The sequence below is a fragment of the Sphingobium sp. B10D7B genome (assembly GCF_025961955.1).
Classification (GTDB): domain Bacteria; phylum Pseudomonadota; class Alphaproteobacteria; order Sphingomonadales; family Sphingomonadaceae; genus Sphingobium.
This window is the reverse complement of the sequence record NZ_JAOQOQ010000001.1, coordinates 2773879-2795392: the sequence shown is the minus strand read 5'-3', so window position 1 is coordinate 2795392 and position 21514 is coordinate 2773879. Positions and strand designations below refer to the sequence as shown.

Genomic DNA, 21514 nt, shown 5'->3' with positions numbered 1-21514 from the left:
CGCCCGGCCTCAGGGCGTTTTGGCTTTCTTCGCGCGGCCAACTGCCGATGCCTTTTTGGCCGGCAGCGCCGTCGAAGCCGGGGAACTGGCGGCAGCCATCGTTTCGCTCTGCTCCTGCGGCAGGGATAGGTCAGCGTCCTCGGGAGCGGAGGCAGCCTGCTGTTGTTGCTGGCTCAGGACTTCCTGTTCGACCTGCTGCCAATGCTCGCGGTCACGCCCGTGAGGGCGGCCTTCGGCTTCCCACAGCTCATAGGCCCGCTTGCTGATCGTCTGATACTGGTCATCGTCCATATTGGGTTCCTTGCGTTTCGTGGGGTTGATCATGCGCGCCTCGCGCCGCCGCATCGGGGCCGGCGATCAGGTCGGGCAGGGGAATGTCGATGGTGACCGCGCGGTTTTGCCATGCCCGGGTCACGCGTAGCCCCTCCGGGGTTCGCTCCAGCCGATAGCTGCCCATGGCGAACAGTTCCGCATCCTCCCGGCGGCGCGCCAGCAGGTCCTGTGTCAGCCTGAGCTTGCGGGCATCGCGCCCGGCGGGGCCGGAGGCGATCGCGTCCCAGTCCACGGCTCGGCGATTGTCCGGGTCGGTCAGGGCAATCGCGACGATTTCCGTGCCCTGATAGATGTCCGGCACCCCGGGCGCGGTGATCTGCAGGGCGGTCTGCGCCATCATGAGCGCTTCCCATGTCTGCAGGAACGCCTCTCGCTCGTCGGCCGACCACAGCGCGCCGTCTTCAAGGGAGGCGATCATGGACAGCGCAAGCTCGGTCACGCCGTTTTCAATCTCAAGCGCTGGCGCCTCATAGCTGGATTCGAGCTTCGCCTCACGCATGGCCTTGGCCATGTGGTCCGCAATGCGTTGCGCGGCATCCGGCTGGTCGAGCATCATCACCGCGCATTGGATGGCATAGATGCCCCAGCGCGGCGGCAATGCGCAGTCCTGCGCTCGTGCCAGTGCCTCTCCATAGAGGCGCGCGCCAAGCTCCGGGAAGGCGGCCAGGGCAATGATCGCGGCCCGGGCATCGGCCGAGCGCTTGGTGTCATGGGTGGAGAGGGCATTGAGCGCGCAGGGCGTCTCCGACGCACGCTCGTTCATGCGCACCGCAAAGCGCTCAAGGTCGATCGGCTGGAGGTCCGGAGCGGCGCCCACCTCGCAAAATGGCAGATAAGCGATGGACCGATAGAAGACGGTATCCTCCTCGGACTTGGCGGTGAGCGCGCCGGTCAGTTGTTCGAACCGGGCCGCGAAGGCGCGCGCCAGCGGGTCATCTGGGGCGGACAACAGACTGAACACGGGCCCCAGCATCCCGCTTGGGTGTGGATCGCCCCGCGCACCCGCCAGAGCCTGCGCGCATAAGTCGCCCGGCGGCATTACGTCGGCGGCGTAGGAGCGATAGACCGGCCAGTGCATCGCAAGCTGCACGATGGCCGCGCGCACTTCCGGCGCTGCGACGGGCGATCCGGCCAGCGCCATGATGGCCGCATCGGTCACCCGGTCGAGCTCGGGGGTGAAGACGGTGTACAGCATCGTCCGGCGAACGCCGCGCACTTCAAGGGCATAGTCCGTCGGCACATGCGCGCGCGCTGCGGCCGCCAAGGCATTCAGACCTTCCGACGGGGTCAGCAATTGGGTCACCGGCGCCATGAACTCATAGCCGCTCATCCCCTCGACCGGCCAGCCCGGCGCCAGCGGCTCGCCCTCCTTGACGATCTTCTCCACCCAGATGGGGATGAACCCCACCGCCTCCCGCAGCCGGCGGAGGTAGCTGAGCGGGCGGGCCAACCCATCGATATGGTCGACGCGGACGCCCTGGACGCGCCCGGCCCGAACCTGCTCCACAATCCAGCGATGAGTGAACTCGAAGACCTCGGGGTCTTCCTGTCGCACCCCGATCAGATCGGTGACGTTGAAGAAGCGCCGGTGGACGATGTCGCCGCCATCCTCCTGCCAATGGCCGATCTGCCAATGCTGTTCATCGAGCAGCTGCGCCAGCAGGCCTTCGTCCAACGTCTCCCCGCCCGCCAGCCGCTCGGTCAGCGGTGTCGCGCGCAGGGGGTAATGCTTGTCGTAGACGCGCAGGGTCGGATCATTGCCGACGAGCGAGAAGGCCAGCTGCGCTGCGTCTAGAAGATCGGCCGGCGTCCCGTCCAGAACCGGGAACTGCAGCGGGCCACGGTCCCAGTCGATATCGAACAGGGGCGCAAAGCGGCTTTCCTGCCCATGCCGCATGATGTCGGCGATGAAGGGATTTTCCGGCGTGAACGCCATATGATTGGGGACGATATCCAGAACGATGCCCAGCCCCGCGGCGCGCGCCGCGTCGCTCAGCGCGCGAAAGGCCTCGTCACCGCCGAGCACCGGATCGACCCGATTGGGATCGGTCACGTCATAGCCATGGGTGGAACCCTTCGCGGCGCTGAACAGCGGCGAGAGGTAGATATGGCTGATGCCCAGCGCCTGCAGCCAGGGAATGCGCGCGCGCACCGCCTCCAGATCGACGCCGTTCCGCAGCTGGATCCTGTACGTCGCGACGAGGCCGGGGGCGCTGGGATGGCGCATGGTCATTGGTCCTTTCGAACGGCGGCGGCGAAAGCGAAGCCGCTTCCTTGCGCAGCCTCCACGAAGAAGGGGTCGGTGGGCGTGGAAACATCCTCGCCGCCAAGCAGCAAACGGACGTGCAGGGCCGCCGTTTCAAACTCCCATCGCGCATCGAACGCCGCGCCCTCGCGCGTGACGGCTGCCTTGGGCCGTTCCGTCTGCGCGAGGAGCGGCGTGATATGGAAGGCTCGCAGTGCAAGAAGATCGCGCACAAAGGCTTCATGCTCGCGCTGCGCATCGGTTGCGGCATGCCCGATCATCGAGCGGGCGGCCGTCTGCGGATCATTGGGGTCGGGCACGGTGCCGGCGAAGGACGTGAATTTCTCAAACTCCCGCGCGCGGCCGGTGCGCACCGCTTCCGCCAGATCGCCCGTGAAATCCGTGAAGAACAGGAACGGCGCTTCGGTCAGGAACTCATCGCCCATGAACAGCATCGGCGTGAAGGGCGTCAGCAGCGTCAGGGCCGTCACCACCCGCAGCGCGGCGCGGTCCGCCACCAGATGGTGCAACCGCTCGCCCTGCGCGCGATTGCCGACCTGATCGTGATTGCCCAGAAAATTGATGAACGCTGTGCGGGGCAGCAGGGCGGATGGCTCGCCGCGCAAATGATCATGCGGGGGGCGCTCCTGCCCCTGCTCGACATATCCATCGCGCAGCGCTAGCTCGATGTCCGCCAGCGGATCGACGGCGAAGGGGGCGTAATAGCTCTCGTCTTCCCCGGTCAGCAGGCAGTGGATCGCGTGGTGCCAGTCATCGTTCCAGCTGGCATTGAAGGGCGCATCCGGCGCGAGATAGTCGACGAGGTTGCGCTCATCCTCGGTCACCAGATGGATCGGGCGTCCCCAGTCGCGCGCGCGAACAGCCTTGCCGAGATCCGCCAGAAAGTCCTCGGTGGTCTGGTCGGCAATGGCTTGAACGGCGTCCAGGCGCAGCCCGTCGAGCTGATATTCCTCCAGCCAGAACAGGGCGTTGTCGAGAAAGAAGGCGCGAACGGCGGGCACATCGAAGGCAATGCCGTCCCCCCAGGGGGTGCGGGCCGAGGCGTGGAAGAAGGACGGGCACCAGACGGGCAGATAATTGCCCGAGGGACCGAAATGATTATAGACCACATCGAGCATTACCGCGATGCCGAGCTTGTGGGCCGCATCCACGAACTGCTTGAGGCCGTCCGCACCGCCATAGCAAGGATGGGGCGCATAGAGCAGCACACCATCATATCCCCAGCCGTGCGTGCCCTCGAACTGGGCGACCGGCATCAGCTCGACGACCGTCACGCCGAGGCTTTTCAGGCGCGGCAATGCCCTTTGCGCGGCAGCAAATGTGCCCTCGGGCGTGAACGTTCCGAGATGAAGCTCATAGATGACCGCCTGATGCCAAGGGAGACCCGCCCAGTCGGCGGACCATTGGAAGGCGCGAGGGTCGACCAGGCGCGAGGGGCCGTGAACATCGCCCATCTGTGCCCGCGCTGCCGGATCGGGATAGAGCCTGTCCCCGATGCGAAAGCCGTAGGAGGCTCCCGGTCGAGCCGCAGCGGTGCCGAAGAACCAGCCATCTTCGCCCTGCGCCAAAGCGGTCGACACGCCGTCGATCTCGACTGCCACCGCTTCGCGATCCGGCGACCAGAGCGAGAAGCGCCATTGCCCGTCTTCCTCGGGCTCTGCGCCCCAGCCCTTGCGGAAATGATGGCCGGTCATCGTGCGGTCGGCGCGTAGACGCACACGCTGTTGGCCGGGATGGCGAGAACATCGCCCTCGCACGGCTCTTCGCTGAAGGGATCGGCGCTGGCGGTATCCAAAATGCGCGTCCAGTGCGCGATGCCATTGGGGTGGGGCAGGGTGAAGTCGAGCGCGTCGCCTGCGTTCACGATGATGAAGAGCGCACCGATATTCTCATCGTCAAGGAAGGCCGCTCGCGCGGAATGGTCGATGAACAGACCAAGGACGCGTAACTCCGTTTCTGCCCACACCGCTTCGTCCATCTCGCGCCCGTCGGGCTGATACCAGGCGACTTCCGTTCGCCCATCGTCCCCCGCATCGCCGAGCAGGAATGTCTCCTGCGCAAGGACCGGATGATCGAGGCGGAAGCGGACCATCCGCTGCACGAAATCGAGAAACGCATCGTCCCGCTCGGCCCATGAGATCCACGCCGTCTCATTGTCCTGGCAGTAGACGTTGTTATTGCCCTGCTGGCTGTTGCCGATTTCGTCCCCGCTCAGGATCATCGGCACGCCTTGACTGAGCAGCATCGTCGCGATCATGTTCCGGCGGCGCTGGCTGCGTGCCGCGCGGATATCGCCGTCGTCGGTTGCGCCTTCGGTGCCCATATTGGCGGACAGATTGTGATCATGGCCGTCCGCGCCATTCTCGCCATTGGCCTCGTTATGTTTGTCGTTGAACGACACGCAGTCCATCAGCGTGAAGCCATCATGAGCGGCGAGGAAATTCACCGAGGAGGTGGGGCTCCGGTCCGAATGGTTGAACTGTTCGGGTGAGCCCAGCAGGCTCCCGGCCACATCGCCGATCAGACTGCCATCGCCGCGCCAGAACCCGCGCACGGTATCGCGGAACTTGTCGTTCCATTCGCGGAACGGCGCAGGAAAGCCGCCGACCTGATAGCCGCCTTCCCCCACGTCCCAAGGCTCGGCGATCAGCTTCACACCGGCGAGGATGGGGTCCTGCCGGATCGCGCCGAAGAACGTCCCTTCGCGATCGAACCCCGCCGCCTGCCGCCCCAATGTCGAGGCGAGATCGAAACGGAACCCGTCGACATGCATGACCTGCACCCAGTAGCGCAGTGAATCGAGCACCATCCGCAGCACCATGGGGTGCGCCACAGAGAGCGTGTTCCCCGTGCCGGTCTGGTCGAACGAGTATCGCGGATGGTCCGGCGACAGGACATAATAAGCCGCATTGTCGAGGCCGCGGAAGCAGAGCGTCGGGCCGCGTTCCGATCCTTCGGCGGTGTGGTTGTAGACCACATCCATGATCACTTCGATGCCGACCCGGTGGAAGCGCTTCACCATCTCCTTGAACTGGCGAATGGCACCGGGGACGCCCTCGCCCTGCTGGAGGAAGCGGGTTTCCGGGGCGAAATAGCCGAGCGTCTGATAGCCCCAATAATTGGAGAGCCCGCGCTCCAGCAGGCTGCGATCATCGAGGAAGAACTGGCAGGGCAACAGCTCGATGGCGGAGACGCCAAGCTTGCGAAGATGGTCGAGAATCGGCTCGCACACCATGCCGGCATAGGTGCCGCGCAGTTCCTCCGGTACATCGGGGTGCGTCATGGTGAGGCCGCGCACATGCGCTTCGTAGATGATCGTCTCGGTCCATGGGAGACGCAGCGCCGCGTCTCCTTCCCAATCGAAATCGGGGTTCTGCACCACGCTCTTGACCATGAACGGGGCCGAATCCCGGGTGTCGAACGTCAGATCGTCGCCACTCAGGAGATCATAGCCCCACAGCGCATCGTCCCATCTGAGCGTGCCGGATACTTCCCGCGCATAGGGGTCGAGCAGCAGCTTGTTGGGGTTGAAGCGATGGCCCTGCTCGGGCTCATAGGGGCCGTGCGCGCGATAGCCATAGAGTTGACCGGGCTTGAGGCCGGGGAGAAAGCCCGAGTGGATCGAGCCTTCGCGTCGGGGCAGTTCGAGCCGCTGAACCTCTTGTTCCCCATCGTCCGAGAAGAGCGAGAGTTCGATGGCCTCGGCGTTTTCGGAAAAGACCGCAAAATGAACGCCGTCACCGGTATATTCGGCGCCCAGTTCATGGTGCAGCCTGTCCGGCTTTGCGAAGGCCAAAGGCGTCGCGTCTGGCTCCAGGCCGATATCGTCTGCCTGGGTCAAAGTCCGGGCGCCAGCATTCTCCGGGCGCCCTCATCTGCCGAGGCATAACGGGGCTTGGCGGATCGTTTCGCGCCGGCGAGCCGGCTCATCGCCTGCGCGGACAGGAGGCGAATGCCGCCTTCCGAGACGAGACAGCTGTCGCCGCACTGCCTGAGCGCTGCGGAGAGATCGAAGCCGTCGGGAATGACGGCATCGCCGGTGACGATCGCATTGTCGATGCGCACATCCGAGCCGACGCGCGCGCCGGGCATCACCACGACGTTGCGAAGCTGGGCTCGCTCGCCGACGCTGGCACCCTGGCCGATCATATGGCCCGGCCAGGCCGGACGGTCGGAAACCGGGGCCGACCGCACCGGCAGGCCAATGGCGCGCCGCCCGGCAACCGGCCAAGAGGGATCGAGCGCGACCCGGCCGCTGGCGATATCGGCATGAATGCCATGATAGGCATCCACCGTGCCAAGATCGCGCCACAGGGGCGCGGCCTGCCCACGCCCGGGCAGCGCGTAGACATAGGCGCCTCGCTCGGCCACCAGCCGGGGCAGGACATGCTTGCCGAAATCCAGATCCTCATGGAGCGGAGCCAGTTCGGCCAGCACCTGCCGCAGCAGCTGCCAGGTGAAGACATAGATGCCCATCGATGCAAAGGCATGACCGGGACGGTCCGGCGCTTCCGCAGGCGAGGCCGGCTTCTCCGCGAAATCGGTGATCAGGCCATCCGCGCCAGCCGTCATGACACCGAATTGGTCGGCGTCGGCCAGCGGGACGTGCACCGCGCCGACCGTCACTTTCGCGTTGCTCAGCATGTGGCGTTCGATGAACGGCCGGTAGTCCATCTGATAAAGGTGATCGCCCGCGAGAACTACGACATGATCCGGCGCTTCCTGGTCGATCTGGTCGCTGATCTTGACGACCGCGTCCGCCGTTCCGTTGAAGGGGCCGCATTCATTGCCGTCGAGCACGTCCAGCTCGATGCCGCCAAAGCGCTGCCATGTCTGGCTCAAATGGCGATGCAGCTCGTCGGGCTCATATTGCGTGAGCACCAGTGCGCGGGGGATGCCGGAATTGGCGACGTTCGCCAGCGTGAAATCGATGAGTCTGCCCACATCGCCAACCGGCAGAGCAGGTTTGGCGAGCGCGCTGGTCAGATCATGAAGGCGACTGCCCCGACCGCCTGCCAAGACAAGAGCCAGCGCCGCAGAAGTCGCATGCCGGGCATTCGATTGGCTCATATCTACCTCAGGTCAAAGGAAATCTTCGCCTGATTAACCAACGGCAACGCGCACTGTTCCCTGTCTTTACATATGTTAAGCGATTTTTGTTGCCGCCCCTTGGGGAGTGACATGGCCCGGAGCGTGCGGCGGACGAAGCCGCGCCGATACCGGCAATAGAGGCGCCACTGTGCCAGCCGCCAAGCCGGCCGCAACGTCGGTGTTTGGCTAGCCCCTCACGAGGGGCGCAAGATCAGAACAGCCGGGCCAGAAAATAGAAGGCTGCGCCGACGACCGCTGACGCCGGGATGGTGATGATCCAGGCGATCATGACGCTCTGCGCCACGCCCCACCGCACGGCGGAGGCCCGTCGCGCGGTGCCCGCCCCGATCACGCAGCCGGTAATCGTGTGGGTGGTCGAGACGGGGATGCCCATCAGCGAGGCCGTGAACACCATGATCGAGCCGCCAAGCGAGGCGCTGAATCCCTGGTGCTGCGAGAGCTTGGTGATCCGCGAGCCCATCGTCTCGATGATCTTCCAGCCGCCCGTCAGCGTGCCCAGCGCGATCGCGATATAGCAGGCAATCGCCACCCAGTGCGGCACCGCGAATTCGCCGGTGAGATAGCCGGTCGAATAGAGCAGCACCGTGATGATGCCCATGGTCTTCTGCGCGTCATTGAGGCCGTGGCTGACGGAATAGGCGGCCGAGGACAACAGGTGCAGATAGCGAAACGCATGCTCGGCGCCACGAGCGGTGGCCCGGCGGAACACCCAGCTCGTCGCCAGCATGATCAGCATGGAGAGCAGCATGCCCAGCGTGGGCGAGAGCACGATGGCGATCAGCGTCTTGTTGAGGCCGCTCCACTGGATGCCGGAGATGCCGGCATGGGCCATCCCCGCGCCGATGAGGCCGCCGATCAGGGCATGGCTGCTGGAGGAGGGAATGCCCTTGAGCCACGTCACCACATTCCAGAACATGGCGCCGATCAGCGCGCCGAAGATGACGGCCGGCGTAATCAGATCCTGACTGACGAGGCCGGCGCCGATGGTCTCGGCGACCTTGTGCAGGCTGGGGAAGGCCAGCATGAGAAAATAGGCCGCGAAATTGAAGAAGGCCGCGAAGACCACCGCCGCGACCGGGCCGAGCAGGCGCGTCGCCACCACGGTCGCGATCGAGTTGGCGGCATCGTGCAAGCCATTGAGATAATCGAATGCGAGCGCGATGACGATCAGGCCGACCAGCAGCGGAAAAGCGAGGTTGTGCATGACCCTGTGCGCTCAGCTATGGTCGATCACGATGCCGTCAATCGCATTCGCGACATCCTCGAGCGCGTCGACGATCCGCTCCAGATGCTTGTAGATCTCGCGCCGGACGATGAACGCCATGGGATCGGCCGTCCGGAACTTTCGATAGGCCTGCTTCAGCCCCTCGCTGTGGATGGCGTCGGCATGGCCTTCCATCCGCACCAGCCGCTCGGTCAGTTCATGCAGGCGCTTGCCGTTTTGTGCGACATTGCGCAGCAGCGGCATGGCTTCCGCCAGCACGCGCGTGCTGTCGACGATGATCGCTGCCATGTCCTTCATTTCCTGATCGAAGTCGTGCACGTCATAGATGTCGATGGCCGCCACTGCCGACTGCATCTCATCGATCGCATCGTCGGTCGAACTCACGAGACTGATAATCGCGCTGCGGTCGAACGGCGTGAGGAACGTCTTGCGGACGAGGTGAAGCACCTCGCGGATGATCTCGTCGGCATCGGTTTCCCGCTCGATCACCTCGCGAATATGGTCATCGCGGCTGTCCCCGTCATGCAGCAGCCGGGTCAGCGCGTCGGCGCCGGCGACCACGGTCTGGACATGCGCTTCGAACAGATCGAAGAAATTGCCCTGCTTGGGCAAAAGGCGCTGAAACCAACCAAACATCCTGCTTATCCCTGAAGTATGCGCAACGGTGTCCATCACCGATTGGCGCCGTGTCGCCGCCTTGAACTCGGATGCTGCGAAAGATCGGATCAGATCGCTTAGATCGGGCTCGTCGACGGCATCGGCCGCCTCGCTGAGGCTGAACCACCGCCGCTCGCGTTCGTGCTGCTCTTTCCAGTCTGTGAGTTCCCGATTGACCGCCAGCGGGAACACCTCGACGTCCACCATCAAATTGGCGCCGTTACGCCGCCTTTTGCGGTAGCGGTAGGTCCCCAACGGCGTCGGGCAGACGGCCCCGACGATGCCGGCTTCTTCCTCGGCTTCGGCCGCGGCCGCCTGATGCGGGAGCTTGCCCGCTGACCCATTGCCCTTGGGAATCACCCAGCGCTTCGTCTCGCGCGAGGTGATGAGCAGAATCCGGATCGGTGCATCCAGCGCATCGCCTTCAGCCCGATAGGGTAGTGCCGCAATCTGTTTGATTGTTTGTCCCCTCAGCAGAGCGCGTGGCGCCCATTGTGACAGTTTTATGTCAGTTGCAACAGTCAACCGCGCGCGATGTGCCCTGAAGAGCAGCGGGTCATTCGACATTCATGCCCTTGCCGCTAGAGCGAGGACCGTTCGATCTTCAAGGCCCTCTGCCGCACTATGTTCAGCACGCTGCTTCCGACCCTCTACTCCGCCCATGTTCCCCGGCCTTCGCCAGACCTCAGCAATCCCGGCGCTGGCCCGCAAGGCCGAGCCCTGCGTTTCATGCGCTCCGGCAGAGGCCTCAAGCTCATCGCGGTGGCGCTCAGCCTCACCGCTGCCCATGCCAGAGCAGAGACCTATCATGTGAACGCGATCACGGGCGACGATCGTTTCGACGGTCGGGTTGCAACGCAGCCGTTTCGGTCGCTCGCCCGGTTGGGCAACGTGAAACTCAAGCCGGGCGACAGGGTTCTGCTGGCCGCAGGGTCGGTCTGGAAAGAACCGCTCACCATCACCCAATCGGGCAGTAGAGGGGCGCCCATTGTGGTCGGCGCAACCGGCTCGGGCGCGCGCCCCCGCATCGACGCTGGCGGCGTCTCACCTCATGCGGTGGCGATCCTGAACGCAAGCTATGTGACGGTGAGCGGCCTTGAACTGACCAATGACGGCCCGCCTGCCGGCTCGCGCTATGGCGTGCTCGTGTCGGCCGAAAATGTCGGCGTCGTCCGCGGCATCCGCATCAGCGACATGTACATCCATGATGTGCGCGGCACGAACGATCGCAAGGACAATGGCGGCATCGTCTTTCAGGCGCTCGGCCCGCGCTTTCCGACCCGTTTCGATGACCTTGCGATCGAGCGCAACATCATCTGGCGTGTCGACCGCTCCGGCATTGCCGGGATCAGCGATCAGGTCACCGCCGCGCGCTGGTATCCAAGCTATGATATCGTGATCCGGGACAATTATCTGGAAGACGTTGGCGGCGACGGCATCGTGCCGCGTGGCACCGATGGCGCGCTGATCGAGCATAATATCGTCCGCTATGCCGCCGGCCGGGCGCCCGGATACAGCGCCGGAATCTGGCAGTGGAGCACGGATCACAGCCTCATCCAGCTCAATGAAGCTGCCTACACCCGCACGCGCTATGACGGTCAGGGTTTCGATTCCGACTTCAACTCGCGCCGGACGACCATCGCGTACAATTACAGTCACGATAATGCCGGCGGCTTTCTGCTGATCTGCTCGCCTAAAGCCAATGACAAGGACAATATCGGCAATCGCGGCACAGTGGTGCGTCACAATGTCAGCCAGAATGACGGGACGCGCATCTTCCAGTTGTCAGGCACGATTTCGGACGCCTTGATCGAGAAGAATGTGATCCACGTCGCCAAGGGCAAGGACGTCCAGATGGTGGTCGCCACCGAGTGGCAGGGCTGGGCGAGCGACGTCCGCTTCCGCAACAATCGCTTCGCGGTGGCGGGCACGGCGCGTTATGGCAGCGAGGTCGGCCGTCAGGGGCCGGATTATCTGATCTCGGCCGGCTTCTCTCCGGCTCAGTTCATTCGCTTCACGGGCAACGACTATCTCGGCGCTCATGTCGATCCGCCCCGCGACGAGGTCGGCCTGATGAAGGCTGACTATAAGGCCCCCTCGCTCGATTGGGCGGTGCCGACATTCGACCCGGCCAAGCCGGACGGCTTCGCGGATTATCTCGCGCGCCACCGCCAGTGGATGCTCGCCATGCTGGAGCGAGAACTGGGCGCGCCGGTAAAGCTGCTCACGCCCCGCCGCGCGTCGGTCTTCGAGGCGCGACGGTAGGGGGCTTCAGCTTTCGGGTTCTTAGCGCATTCCCAGCGGGCAGGGCCAACATCGCAATTTCAAATTAAAGCGTTGCGCCCGCGCAATCCTGAGAGACGGAGGGATCGCAATCCTCTATCGTGGGTTTTCAGCTTGCTCTTTTCGGGAGCGGTGGACGTGCGGAGACGGTCCGGCGTTTGCGAAGGGAGATATGCGGATGGATCGGACGGCGAAGGCGTCGAGTGGGATTGAGGGGCTTGATGATGTGACGGCGGGCGGCTTTGCCTGCGGCAGGCTGTTCCTCGTCGAGGGCGATCCCGGTACCGGCAAGACGACCATCGCAAGCCAGTTCCTCATGAACGGCGCAGAGGCGGGGGAGCGGGGGCTGTATATCACCCTGTCCGAAACCGAGGAGGAACTGCGTGAGACCGCTGCCTCGCACTGCTGGGCGCTGAACGAGCATTTCCACATTTTCGAACTCGTACCGCCCGAGACGCTGCTGGACGAGAATCAGCAGCAGAGCCTGCTCTACTCCTCCGACCTCGAACTGGGCGAAACCACAAAGCGCATCCTCGAGGCGATCGAGCGGGTCAAGCCGCAGCGGATGGTGATCGACAGTCTCTCGGAAATCCGGCTGCTCGCGCAAAGCTCGCTGCGCTACCGTCGCCAGATTCTGGCGCTGAAGCACTATTTCGCCAAGCATAATGCAACCGTGCTGATGCTCGACGATCTGACCTCCGACACCAATGACAAGACGGTGCACAGCGTCGCTCATGGTGTGCTGCGGCTTGAGGAACTGGCACCGCTCTACGGCTCGGAACGCCGCCGGCTGCGGATGCTCAAATATCGCGGCCAGCGCTACCGCGGCGGCTATCATGATTTCGTGATCAATACCGGCGGTGTGCGGGTTTTCCCCAGACTGGTGTCGCTGGAGCATAAATCCGATTTCGTGCGGGCCACCGCGCCGACGGAAAGCGCCGAACTCAATGCCCTGCTCGGCGGGGGCTTTGACTCCGGCACCAGCACGCTGATCCTCGGCCCGACGGGAACGGGCAAATCCCTCCTGGCGCTCAATCTCATAAAAGGGTGCATTGCGCGCGGAGAGACGGCAGCCATGTTCGTCTTCGATGAGGAACTCGGCTTGCTGGCCGATCGGGCCAAGGGGCTTGGCATCGATGTGAGCCGGCTGGTCGCGGACGGCAAGCTCATCATCGAGCAGGTCGATGCAGCCGAAATGTCGCCCGGCGAGTTTGCTCATCGGGTGCGCGCGACCGTCGAGGAGCATGGCATCCGCACCGTCGTGATCGACAGCCTGAACGGATATCGCGCGGCGATGCCCGAGGAGAGCGCGCTTGTCCTCCACATTCACGAGCTGTTGCAATATCTCAATCGGCGCGGCGCGAGCACGTTCCTCACCGTCACGCAGCATGGCGTGGTGGGAGACATGCAGGCGCCGGTGGACATCACCTATCTGGCCGATACGGTCGTGCTGCTGCGCTATTTCGAGGCGGTGGGCCATGTCCGGCGGGCCATCTCGATCGTCAAGAAGCGCTCGGGCGTCCATGAGAATACGATCCGCGAATATCGTATCGACGCACAAGGCATCACCATCGGCGAGCCGCTGACGCATTTTCAGGGTGTGTTGCGTGGCATCCCCACGATGGTCGGTGCCGGCAATCTGATGGACCTCGGCCAGGACAAGCGCGGCTGATGAACCGCACTTTTTCGGAGCGTGCCGTCATCCTCGCCCCTCACGGTCGGGATGCAGAGATCGCCGCCGCCATCCTCAACCAGGCCGGCATCGAAACCGAGATTGTCCCGTCGCTCGATGCGCTGGTCGCGCGCCTCGCACAGGGTCTTGGGTTCGTGATGATGACCGATGAAGCGGTCAAGGCGGCCGATCTGAGGCCGCTGGTGGAGCTCATCGCCGCGCAACAGGAATGGTCCGATCTGCCCTTCGTCCTGCTCACCCAGCGCGGCGGCGGCGTCGAGCGCAATCCTGCCGCCGGCCGCCATCTCGAATTGCTCGGCAACGTGACCTTTCTCGAACGCCCCTTTCACCCGACCACATTGGTCAGCGTCGCCACGGCTGCGCTGCGGGCGCGCCGGCGGCAATATGAAGCGCGAACCCGGCTTGAGGATATTCGCGCGGTCGAGGAACGCTACCGCCTGGCGAGCAAGGCGACGAACGACGCCATCTGGGATTGGGATTTCGTCACCGACTATGTGACCTGGAACGACGCGCTCTCCATCGCTTATGGCCACCCGGCCGACCAGATCGAGAATAGCGGAGAATGGTGGATCGCGCAGATCCACCCTGACGACCGGGACGAGGTCGACAGGACCATCCACGCAGCGATTGACGGCTCGTCGGACAGCTGGAGCGGAGAATATCGGTTCAGGCGGGGCGACGGGAGCTACGCCCACGTCTTCGATCGCGGCCACATCATCCGGGATGCGCAGGGGCAGGCCTTGCGCATGATCGGGGCGATGCTCGATCTATCCGAGCGGATGCGCGTCCGGGCCGAGCTCGCCATCAGCGAGGAGCGGCTGCGGCTGGCGACGGATGCCGCCGAGGTCGGCTTCTGGGACGTCGACGTGGTCAACGATGTTCTGATCTGGCCACCCATCGTGAAAGGGGTGTTCGGCATCTCGCCCGATGTCGAAGTGTCGATGCAGGATTTTTACGAAGGCCTCCATCCCGACGATCGCGCGCATACCACCGAAGCCTATCTGGCGGCCGCAGACCCGAATGTCCGCGCGATCTATGACGTCGAATATCGGACGATCGGCAAGGAAGATGGGCTGGTGCGCTGGGTCGCCGCCAAGGGACGCGGCGTCTTCGACGAGGCCGGGCGGTGCCTGCGCGTCGTCGGCACGGCGATTGACGTGACGGCGCGCAAGCGGGCCGAGGCGGAACTGCGGGAGCTCAACGAGCATCTCGAGCGTCGCGTGACCGAGGAGGTGGCCGTGCGCGAGCAGGCGCAGGCAGCCCTCCGCCAGGCGCAGAAAATGGAAGCTGTCGGCCAATTGACCGGCGGCATCGCGCATGACTTCAACAATATGCTGGCCGTGGTGATCGGCTCACTCGACCTGTTGAGCCGGCGCGTCATGCCCGATGACGAGCGCGCGAAACGCTATATCGACGCCGCGATCGACGGCGCGGAACGCGCTGCCACCCTGACCCATCGCCTCCTGGCATTCTCGCGCCAGCAGCCGCTCAATCCCGAGGTGCTCGATCCCAACAAGCTCGTCTCGGGCATGTCCGAGCTCCTGCTGCATTCGCTGGGCGGCGATGTCCGGCTGGAGACGGTTCTTGCGGCGGGCGTGTGGCGCACCCATGCCGACCGCAATCAGCTTGAAAACGCGATCGTCAATCTCGCGGTCAATGCCCGCGATGCCATGCCAGATGGCGGACACCTGACGATTGAAACGCAAAACACGCACGCCGATGATCGCTATGCCGCGGAGAATTTCGGCGTTCCGGCGGGCCAATATGTGATGATCGCCGTGACCGACACCGGCACGGGCATGCCGGACGACGTCATCGCCAAGGCGTTCGATCCCTTCTTCACCACCAAGGCGGTGGGCAAGGGCACCGGTCTGGGGCTGAGCCAGGTGTACGGATTTGTCCGGCAGTCGGGCGGGCATATCAAAATCTATTCCGAGCCGGGCGAAGGGACGACGATCAAGATCTATCTCCCGCGCTTCTATGGCGAGGTCGCCGGAGAGATCGAACAGGTACGGGCCGACCTGCCGAGGGGCGATGAGCAGGAGGTCATTCTGGTGGTTGAGGACGAGGCCGCCGTCCGCCGCTTCAGCGTCGATGCGCTGGTCGAACTGGGCTATCGCGTGCTGGAAGCGGATGGCGGACATGCGGCGCTCCGCGTGCTGGACGAGCATCCGGAGATCACGCTCTTGTTCACGGACATCATCATGCCGGACATCAACGGACGGAAACTCGCCGATGAAGCGTGCCGCCGCCGGCCGGACCTGAAGGTGCTCTATACCAGCGGCTATACGCGCAACGCCGTTGTCCACAACGGCGTTGTCGATCCCGGTGTGGAGCTTCTCGGCAAGCCCTTCACGGTCGAGCAGCTCGCGGCCAAGATCCGGGCCGTTCTCGAAAAGGCCTAGGCTGGGGCGGCGAACCTGGGCTCAGCCAAGGTGCAGGGCAAACCGGTCGATTGCCGAAGCCAGGCTGGGCATGATCAGGCCGCGCTCGCTGCTCATCGGCGCATGGCGGGGCCGCCGCGCCGGCCAGTTCATCGCGTCGATGGAGACCGTTTCGATCAGATCGGTTGGCAGGTCCATCCTTTCGCCCACGGCATGCGCAAACTGCGCCCAAGAGAAAGCGCCGTCGCTGGTGAGGTGCCAGATGCCGCACTCGTCGTCGATCACGAGGTCGAGCGTGGCGCGGACGAGATCGGGCACATAAGTGGGCGAGGTGATGCAGTCCCCCACGGCGTGAAATACGCGTTCGGTCCGCAGCGCCGCCACCAGATGCATGGCGAAATTGTGCGGATCATAGGGTGAGAAGAAGGATGCGGTCCTGATGACCAGCGCGCGCCCGCCAGCCGCCAGAACACCCGCCTCAGCGCGTGCCTTGCTCTCTCCGTAGACGTTGAGCGGCGCTGGCGCGTCGCTTTCCACATAAGCGCGCCGGCCATGGCCATCGAAGACGAGGTCGCTGGAGAAGCAGCTATAATGGATGTCGCGTTGCGCGCAGGCGGCTGCAAGGGCGACGCAGCCTGTGAAATTGGTTGCAAGGCAGGCATCGGCGCTGCCCTCTGCTTCATCCACCCGCACCCAGCCTGCGCAGTTGATGACGGCCCAGGGCCGCAACCGATCCAGCGCGTCGGCAATCGTGGCGGCATCGTGCAGGTCGATGACGTCTCGTCCGACCAGCCGATGATCGATATCACGGAGCGAACAGGCCCCCGCAAAGGCCTGGCCCAAGGTTCCGGTTGCACCCAAGATCAAGAGCGGGCGCGCTTCTGGAGCCGGCGGTACATCGATCGCGCGTGGCTCTGTCGCAGCCCCGGTGAGGCGCCCGGGTCGACGCCACCATCCCTGTCCATGCAGGACGGGATGAGCCGGCCTTGCGCCTCCTGCCAGTGCGCGCATCATCGGCGCCAAAGCGGTCTCTCGCGGCTGGGCGCCCCGCACGTCGAACACGCCGCTCTCATAATGGCCGGCCTTTTGGGTGAGCAGGCTGTCCCAGTCGAACGCGCCGAACAGGCTCCAGACCGTCACCGCGTCGATGCAGAGGCCGTCCGCGCGGAGCGCCGTGGCCGTTGTCCAGGCTTCGTCGAGCCAGCGCATCTGCTCCTCGCGCGTGCAGCCATTGTGCACCTCGGTGAGCACGATGGGCACCCCATAGCGTTCCCAGGCAGCGCGAACGGCGCCTTCAAGGCCCGGCGGGTGAGCTATGGCTCTGACCGCTTCGACATCGGCAACCGGCCCGATGGCACAAGCGCCATGGCTGGCCGGGGGGTGGCGCTCCAGCCGGTGGTCGAGGAAGCGGTCGCTGGTGAGGTAGTGATTGAGGCCGATGATGGCTGGCGGGCATGGCGCGGAAGCGATGTCGCGCAGACGATCCGACAGTCCCAGACCCTCGAGATGATCCCAAAGCGCGTGCCCCGCTATCAGGCGGCCGGTCAGCAAATCCCAGGTCGCCCAGCGGCGATGATTGTCGAAGCCTGCCTGAGCGGCCCGCTGCGGTGTCGCGTCCGTGTGCCCCAGATCCTCTGTTTGAACGAGGCGCGCCGCGGGAATGATTTTGCGGATCGCGTCCATCGCCCCGCGGATGGCATCGACCTGGTTGAGGAGCGCGGTCCAGAAAGCCGTCTCGTCGCGAAGATGGGGATACCAATGACCATAAAGGGCGGAAAAGCGCGCGGTGGTGAGCGGCTCGTTGACCGGCGTCCAATCCTGGACCCAGGGGAACCGCTCCGCCGCCTCCCGCGCGTGATCGGCAAGACCCGCCGCAAATGCCGGATCCAGCAAGTGGGTGGGGGCGGGACCGCTGCCATGATGGATCAGGCCAAGGATCGGGCGGATGCCAAGCGCGCGCAGGCGCCCCAGCCGGTCGGCGTGCCACGCCCAAAGCGCCTCGCGCTGGTCGCTTTGGGCAAAGCTCTCCCAAAGCAAGGGGTAGCGAAGCGCCGTCACGCCCAGTCCGGCCAAGCGATCCAGATCTTCGGGTCGATTGCTGTGCCCGCTCCGCGTCGACTGATCGAGATAATCATCCCCGACGCGATTGATCGTGCATTCGCACCCGCCCCACAGGGCGAGAGGGGCAAGCTGGGTCGATACGGCGTCCAAGGGAACCTCATACGGCGATGGCCGTGCACCGAGCATATACCAACCCGGCCCCCCGTTCGCCTCCAATCAAAGTCGTGCTGGCACTATCGTATTGATATCGATCAATCGTGGTAAATAAGCGGGAGCAAGGATGCTGTGCGCGCATTGTTGCCGATACAGGTTCATTCCGCTCTAGCCTCGAAAGCCACCAATAATGACGCTGATGTGCTTCTCGCATCTGCGCTGGGACTTCGTGTTCCAGCGCCCGCAACATCTTATGTCGCGTTTCGCATATCGTCAGCCGGTCACCTTCTGGGAGGAACCGCTCGTCAGCGGCGAGACCGCTGATGCCTGGCTGGAGCTGAGGACGCCCGCCCCGCACATCACGGTCGCGACACCGCACCTCCCGGAAGGCCTGACGGATGCGGAAAGCCAGGTCACCCTGCGGCACCTGCTCGACGCCCATCTGAGCGATCATGCCGAGCCGCTGGTGACATGGTACTATACGCCGATGATGCTGCCCTTCTCGCGGCATCTCCAAGCGGTCTGCACGATCTATGACTGTATGGATGAGCTGGCGAATTTCCGGTTTGCGCCCCCCCAGCTGGCGGAACTTGAAGCCGAGCTGTTCGAGAGAGCCGATCTGGTTTTCACTGGCGGCTACAGTCTCTACGAGGCGAAGCGCGCGCGCCACCCTGCGGTCCATGCTTTCCCTTCCAGCGTCGACGCCGCGCATTTTGCCGCGGCGCGCCTGCCGGGGGAGGATCCTTCCGACCAGGCCGCTCTCGCGCGGCCGCGGTTCGGCTTCTACGGCGTCATTGACGAACGGATGGACCTCGCCCTGCTCGCCGCCGTCGCCGATGCGCATCCCGATTGGTCGCTGGTGCTGGTTGGCCCCGTCGTCAAGATCGATCCCGCCGATCTGCCGCAGCGGCCCAACATCGCCTATCTGGGAAGCAAAGCCTATGGCGAGCTCCCGCACTATGCGCGGGGCTGGGACGTCGCGTTGATGCCCTTTGCCATCAATCCGTCCACGCAGTTCATTTCTCCCACCAAGACGCCGGAATATCTGGCAGCCGGCCTGCCGGTGGTCTCCACCCCGATCATCGATGTCGTGCGCCATTATGGCATGCTCGACGCGGTCGAGATCGCCGGTAATCCCGAGGCATTCGTGGCTGCGTGCGAGCGGGCGCTCTCTCGCGCCCGTGAGCCTGCCGATGCCCCGTGGGGGGCGAGCGCAGACGCGTGTCTCGCCGACCTCTCCTGGGACAAGGTGGTCGATGCCATGTCGGCGCTCATCGCGGAGGTGATGACGCCGCTCCCCACCCGCCATTACGACTATCTGGTCGTCGGCGCGGGTTTTGCGGGCGCGGTGATGGCGGAACGCCTCGCGGCGGACGGCGGCAAGCGCGTCCTTGTCATCGATCGACGCGACCATATCGCCGGAAATGCCTATGACCATTATGACGAGGCCGGCATTCTGGTCCATCGCTACGGTCCCCATATTTTTCACACGAACAGTCAAGACATCGTCGACTATCTCTCACGCTTCACGCGCTGGCACCCCTATGAGCATCGCGTCCTGGCGGACGTCGATGGGCTGCAGGTGCCGATGCCGATCAACCGCGACACATTGAACAGCCTCTACGGGCTGGCATTGGCGGACGAGGCAGAGGCGGAGGCCTTTCTTGAGAGCCAGGCGGAGCCGGTCGAGACGATCCGCACATCGGCCGACGTGGTCATCTCCAAGGTGGGGCGCCATCTCTATGAGACTTTCTTCCAAGGCTATACCCGCAAGCAATGGGGCATGGACCCGTCCGAACTCGACAAATCGGTGACGGCCCGCGTGCCGACGCGGACAAACACGGATGACCGCTATTTCACCGACAGCTTCCAGGCGATGCCGGCCGAGGGCTATACGGCGATGTTCGCGGCCATGCTCGACCATCCGCTGATTGACGTGGAGCTTGGCGTCACCTTCGAGGAGGTTGCTGCCCGCGTGCGGTATGACCGGCTGGTCTTTACTGGGCCGATCGATGAATATTTCGGCCATCGCTACGGCAAGCTGCCCTATCGGTCGCTTGAGTTTCGGCACGAGACCCGCGCCACCGAATGGCTGCAGCCGGTCGCCGTCATCAACTATCCGTCCGAAGCGGTACCCTATACGCGCATCACCGAGTATAAGCATCTGACCGGCCAGAGCGCGGCCGGCACGAGCATCACCTACGAATATCCCAGCGCCGAGGGTGACCCCTATTACCCCATCCCGCGCCCGGAAAATGCCGCCCTGTTCAAACGCTATGAAGCGCTCGCTTTGGGCACGCCCGATGTCCTGTTCGTCGGACGGCTCGCCACCTACCGCTATTATAATATGGATCAGGTGGTCGGCCAGGCGCTCGCGACCTATCGGCGGCACATGATGCAACTGAGGACGGCAAAGCCGGCCCATGATATCGACGCGATCGCTGCTGAATAGGAGCGTCCCGCGCAAGCGCGATCATGGAGTATCTGATGGCCCGCTGCGGGGCGATAGGACAGGGGACTTCAGTGAGACAGATGCTGCGGCCTTGGCCATTGCACAGCCAGACCCGAGCCTCTCACGCTGAGATCCAACAATTGTGGTGGGGAGCGACGCCCGGATCAGTCCACCCGGTTCGAAGGGCGAGATCGCTTCGGCTCTCGACACCAATAGAGATGATAAGGCGGCATGTTGAGCCAACGCCGGCGCCGTTTCACTCGTGTGAAGACTTCGCGGAGTGATGGTTCGATCGTCCGACGCACCTGATAAGCGAGGAACTCACCGTCATCGTTGAGAAGGCGCGCGGCATCTTCCACGATTCTCGCCCTGTCGGACTTATCCAACGCGGAGAAGGGGAGGCCAGAGAGAATATAGTCTACCCGCCCGACCACGTCGTACCCAAGGATGGCCCGAGCTTGGAGAGCCGATCCTGTATGGACCGTAAAGCGAGGATCATCGATCGTGTGGCGAAGATGGTCGGCAAGCCCGTCCTCACTTTCGATCGCGATCAGCTTGGCGTCGCGTGGCAGGTGCGCAAGAATATAGCGGGTAAACTCACCTGTGCCGGGACCATATTCGACGAACAGGCGCGTTTTGGCCCAGTCGACCCCTGCTAGCTGGCGCTTGATGGTACCCGCCGAGGTGGCAATGGGCGAGCCGACTGAAAGGGGTGCCTTGGCGAACTCCTTGAGGAATGTCGTCCAATGCGGTGAGCCACCATTCCCGTCCTGCGACGTGCTCGCCATGGCATATATCCTCCCGAAATCTTCAAGAACAATGTGATCGAGCGCTGTCCGTTCCGGGCTTGGCATTTTATTGGATGCGAGCAGTCGGTTAGGCCGTGTCAGCATTG

13 protein-coding genes are annotated in these 21514 nt (G+C 64.1%); 4 read left to right on the top strand and 9 right to left on the bottom strand.

The genetic code is table 11. The features are described from left to right. Positions 1-9: 9 nt before the first annotated feature. The 7 genes from M2331_RS13185 to M2331_RS13155 form a co-directional block, all read right to left on the bottom strand. On the bottom strand, positions 10-291 hold the full coding sequence (locus tag M2331_RS13185) for a DUF2934 domain-containing protein (protein ID WP_181560699.1): 282 nt from the start codon (positions 289-291) through the stop codon (positions 10-12). Then, positions 281-2560: a malto-oligosyltrehalose synthase gene (treY, locus tag M2331_RS13180; RefSeq protein WP_181560698.1), complete on the bottom strand. Its 2280-nt coding sequence runs from the start codon at positions 2558-2560 to the stop codon at positions 281-283. The genes M2331_RS13185 and treY overlap by 11 nt, the downstream gene beginning before the upstream one ends. A 2-nt stretch (positions 2561-2562) precedes the next feature. Then, positions 2563-4293 carry a malto-oligosyltrehalose trehalohydrolase gene (treZ, locus tag M2331_RS13175; RefSeq protein ID WP_181560697.1) on the bottom strand — a complete coding sequence of 577 codons (1731 nt, stop codon included), beginning with the start codon at positions 4291-4293 and terminating at the stop codon, positions 2563-2565. Continuing rightward, positions 4290-6440 (bottom strand): glycogen debranching protein GlgX, encoded by a 2151-nt coding sequence (gene glgX, locus M2331_RS13170; protein ID WP_264592393.1) that lies wholly within the window; start codon positions 6438-6440, stop codon positions 4290-4292. Before glgX ends, treZ begins: the two co-directional genes overlap by 4 nt. Next, entirely contained in the window at positions 6437-7669 is a 1233-nt protein-coding gene (locus tag M2331_RS13165; RefSeq protein ID WP_181560696.1) for a glucose-1-phosphate adenylyltransferase family protein, read from the bottom strand. Before M2331_RS13165 ends, glgX begins: the two co-directional genes overlap by 4 nt. Positions 7670-7901: 232 nt before the next feature. Further along, the gene (locus M2331_RS13160) at positions 7902-8915 is read right to left on the bottom strand and encodes an inorganic phosphate transporter (RefSeq protein ID WP_181560695.1); all 1014 of its coding nucleotides are present in this window, start codon (positions 8913-8915) and stop codon (positions 7902-7904) included. A gap of 12 nt (positions 8916-8927) precedes the next feature. Then, entirely contained in the window at positions 8928-10052 is a 1125-nt protein-coding gene (locus M2331_RS13155) for a DUF47 family protein (RefSeq protein ID WP_264572309.1), read from the bottom strand. A gap of 270 nt (positions 10053-10322) precedes the next feature. On the opposite strand from M2331_RS13155, the gene M2331_RS13150 reads away from it, so the two are divergent. The 3 genes from M2331_RS13150 (at position 10323) to M2331_RS13140 (ending at position 15974) form a co-directional block, all read left to right on the top strand. Next, the gene (locus M2331_RS13150) at positions 10323-11858 is read left to right on the top strand and encodes a right-handed parallel beta-helix repeat-containing protein (RefSeq protein ID WP_181560693.1); all 1536 of its coding nucleotides are present in this window, start codon (positions 10323-10325) and stop codon (positions 11856-11858) included. A 196-nt stretch (positions 11859-12054) separates the two neighbouring features. Continuing rightward, complete coding sequence (locus M2331_RS13145; protein ID WP_220128562.1) at positions 12055-13548, top strand: ATPase domain-containing protein; 1494 nt, start codon at positions 12055-12057, stop codon at positions 13546-13548. Beyond that, positions 13548-15974 carry a PAS domain-containing sensor histidine kinase gene (locus M2331_RS13140; RefSeq protein ID WP_181560691.1) on the top strand — a complete coding sequence of 809 codons (2427 nt, stop codon included), beginning with the start codon at positions 13548-13550 and terminating at the stop codon, positions 15972-15974. Before M2331_RS13145 ends, M2331_RS13140 begins: the two co-directional genes overlap by 1 nt. Before the next feature lie 21 nt (positions 15975-15995). Here M2331_RS13140 and M2331_RS13135 read toward each other — a convergent pair whose 3' ends face one another. Continuing rightward, a complete protein-coding gene (locus M2331_RS13135; protein WP_264592392.1) occupies positions 15996-18164 on the bottom strand; it encodes a sugar nucleotide-binding protein in 2169 nt (722 codons plus the stop codon). Between the two features lie 193 nt (positions 18165-18357). Between M2331_RS13135 and glf the strand changes: the two genes are divergently transcribed. Continuing rightward, complete coding sequence (glf, locus tag M2331_RS13130) at positions 18358-20619, top strand: UDP-galactopyranose mutase (RefSeq protein WP_264592391.1); 2262 nt, start codon at positions 18358-18360, stop codon at positions 20617-20619. 164 nt (positions 20620-20783) lie between these two features. On the opposite strand, the gene M2331_RS13125 is transcribed toward glf, so the two are convergent. Beyond that, complete coding sequence (locus tag M2331_RS13125) at positions 20784-21407, bottom strand: class I SAM-dependent methyltransferase (RefSeq protein WP_181560689.1); 624 nt, start codon at positions 21405-21407, stop codon at positions 20784-20786. Positions 21408-21514: the final 107 nt, after the last annotated feature.

Bases quoted from the DNA above. Each gene is read 5' to 3' on its own strand.
- M2331_RS13185 (WP_181560699.1), bottom strand. From the start codon at position 291: ATGGACGATGACCAGTATCAGACGATCAGCAAGCGGGCCTATGAGCTG.
- treY (WP_181560698.1), bottom strand. From the start codon at position 2,560: ATGCGCCATCCCAGCGCCCCCGGCCTCGTCGCGACGTACAGGATCCAG.
- treZ (WP_181560697.1), bottom strand. From the start codon at position 4,293: ATGACCGGCCATCATTTCCGCAAGGGCTGGGGCGCAGAGCCCGAGGAA.
- M2331_RS13165 (WP_181560696.1), bottom strand. From the start codon at position 7,669: ATGAGCCAATCGAATGCCCGGCATGCGACTTCTGCGGCGCTGGCTCTT.
- M2331_RS13160 (WP_181560695.1), bottom strand. From the start codon at position 8,915: ATGCACAACCTCGCTTTTCCGCTGCTGGTCGGCCTGATCGTCATCGCG.
- M2331_RS13150 (WP_181560693.1), top strand. From the start codon at position 10,323: ATGCGCTCCGGCAGAGGCCTCAAGCTCATCGCGGTGGCGCTCAGCCTC.
- M2331_RS13145 (WP_220128562.1), top strand. From the start codon at position 12,055: ATGGATCGGACGGCGAAGGCGTCGAGTGGGATTGAGGGGCTTGATGAT.
- M2331_RS13140 (WP_181560691.1), top strand. From the start codon at position 13,548: ATGAACCGCACTTTTTCGGAGCGTGCCGTCATCCTCGCCCCTCACGGT.
- glf (WP_264592391.1), top strand. From the start codon at position 18,358: ATGACGCTGATGTGCTTCTCGCATCTGCGCTGGGACTTCGTGTTCCAG.
- M2331_RS13125 (WP_181560689.1), bottom strand. From the start codon at position 21,407: ATGGCGAGCACGTCGCAGGACGGGAATGGTGGCTCACCGCATTGGACG.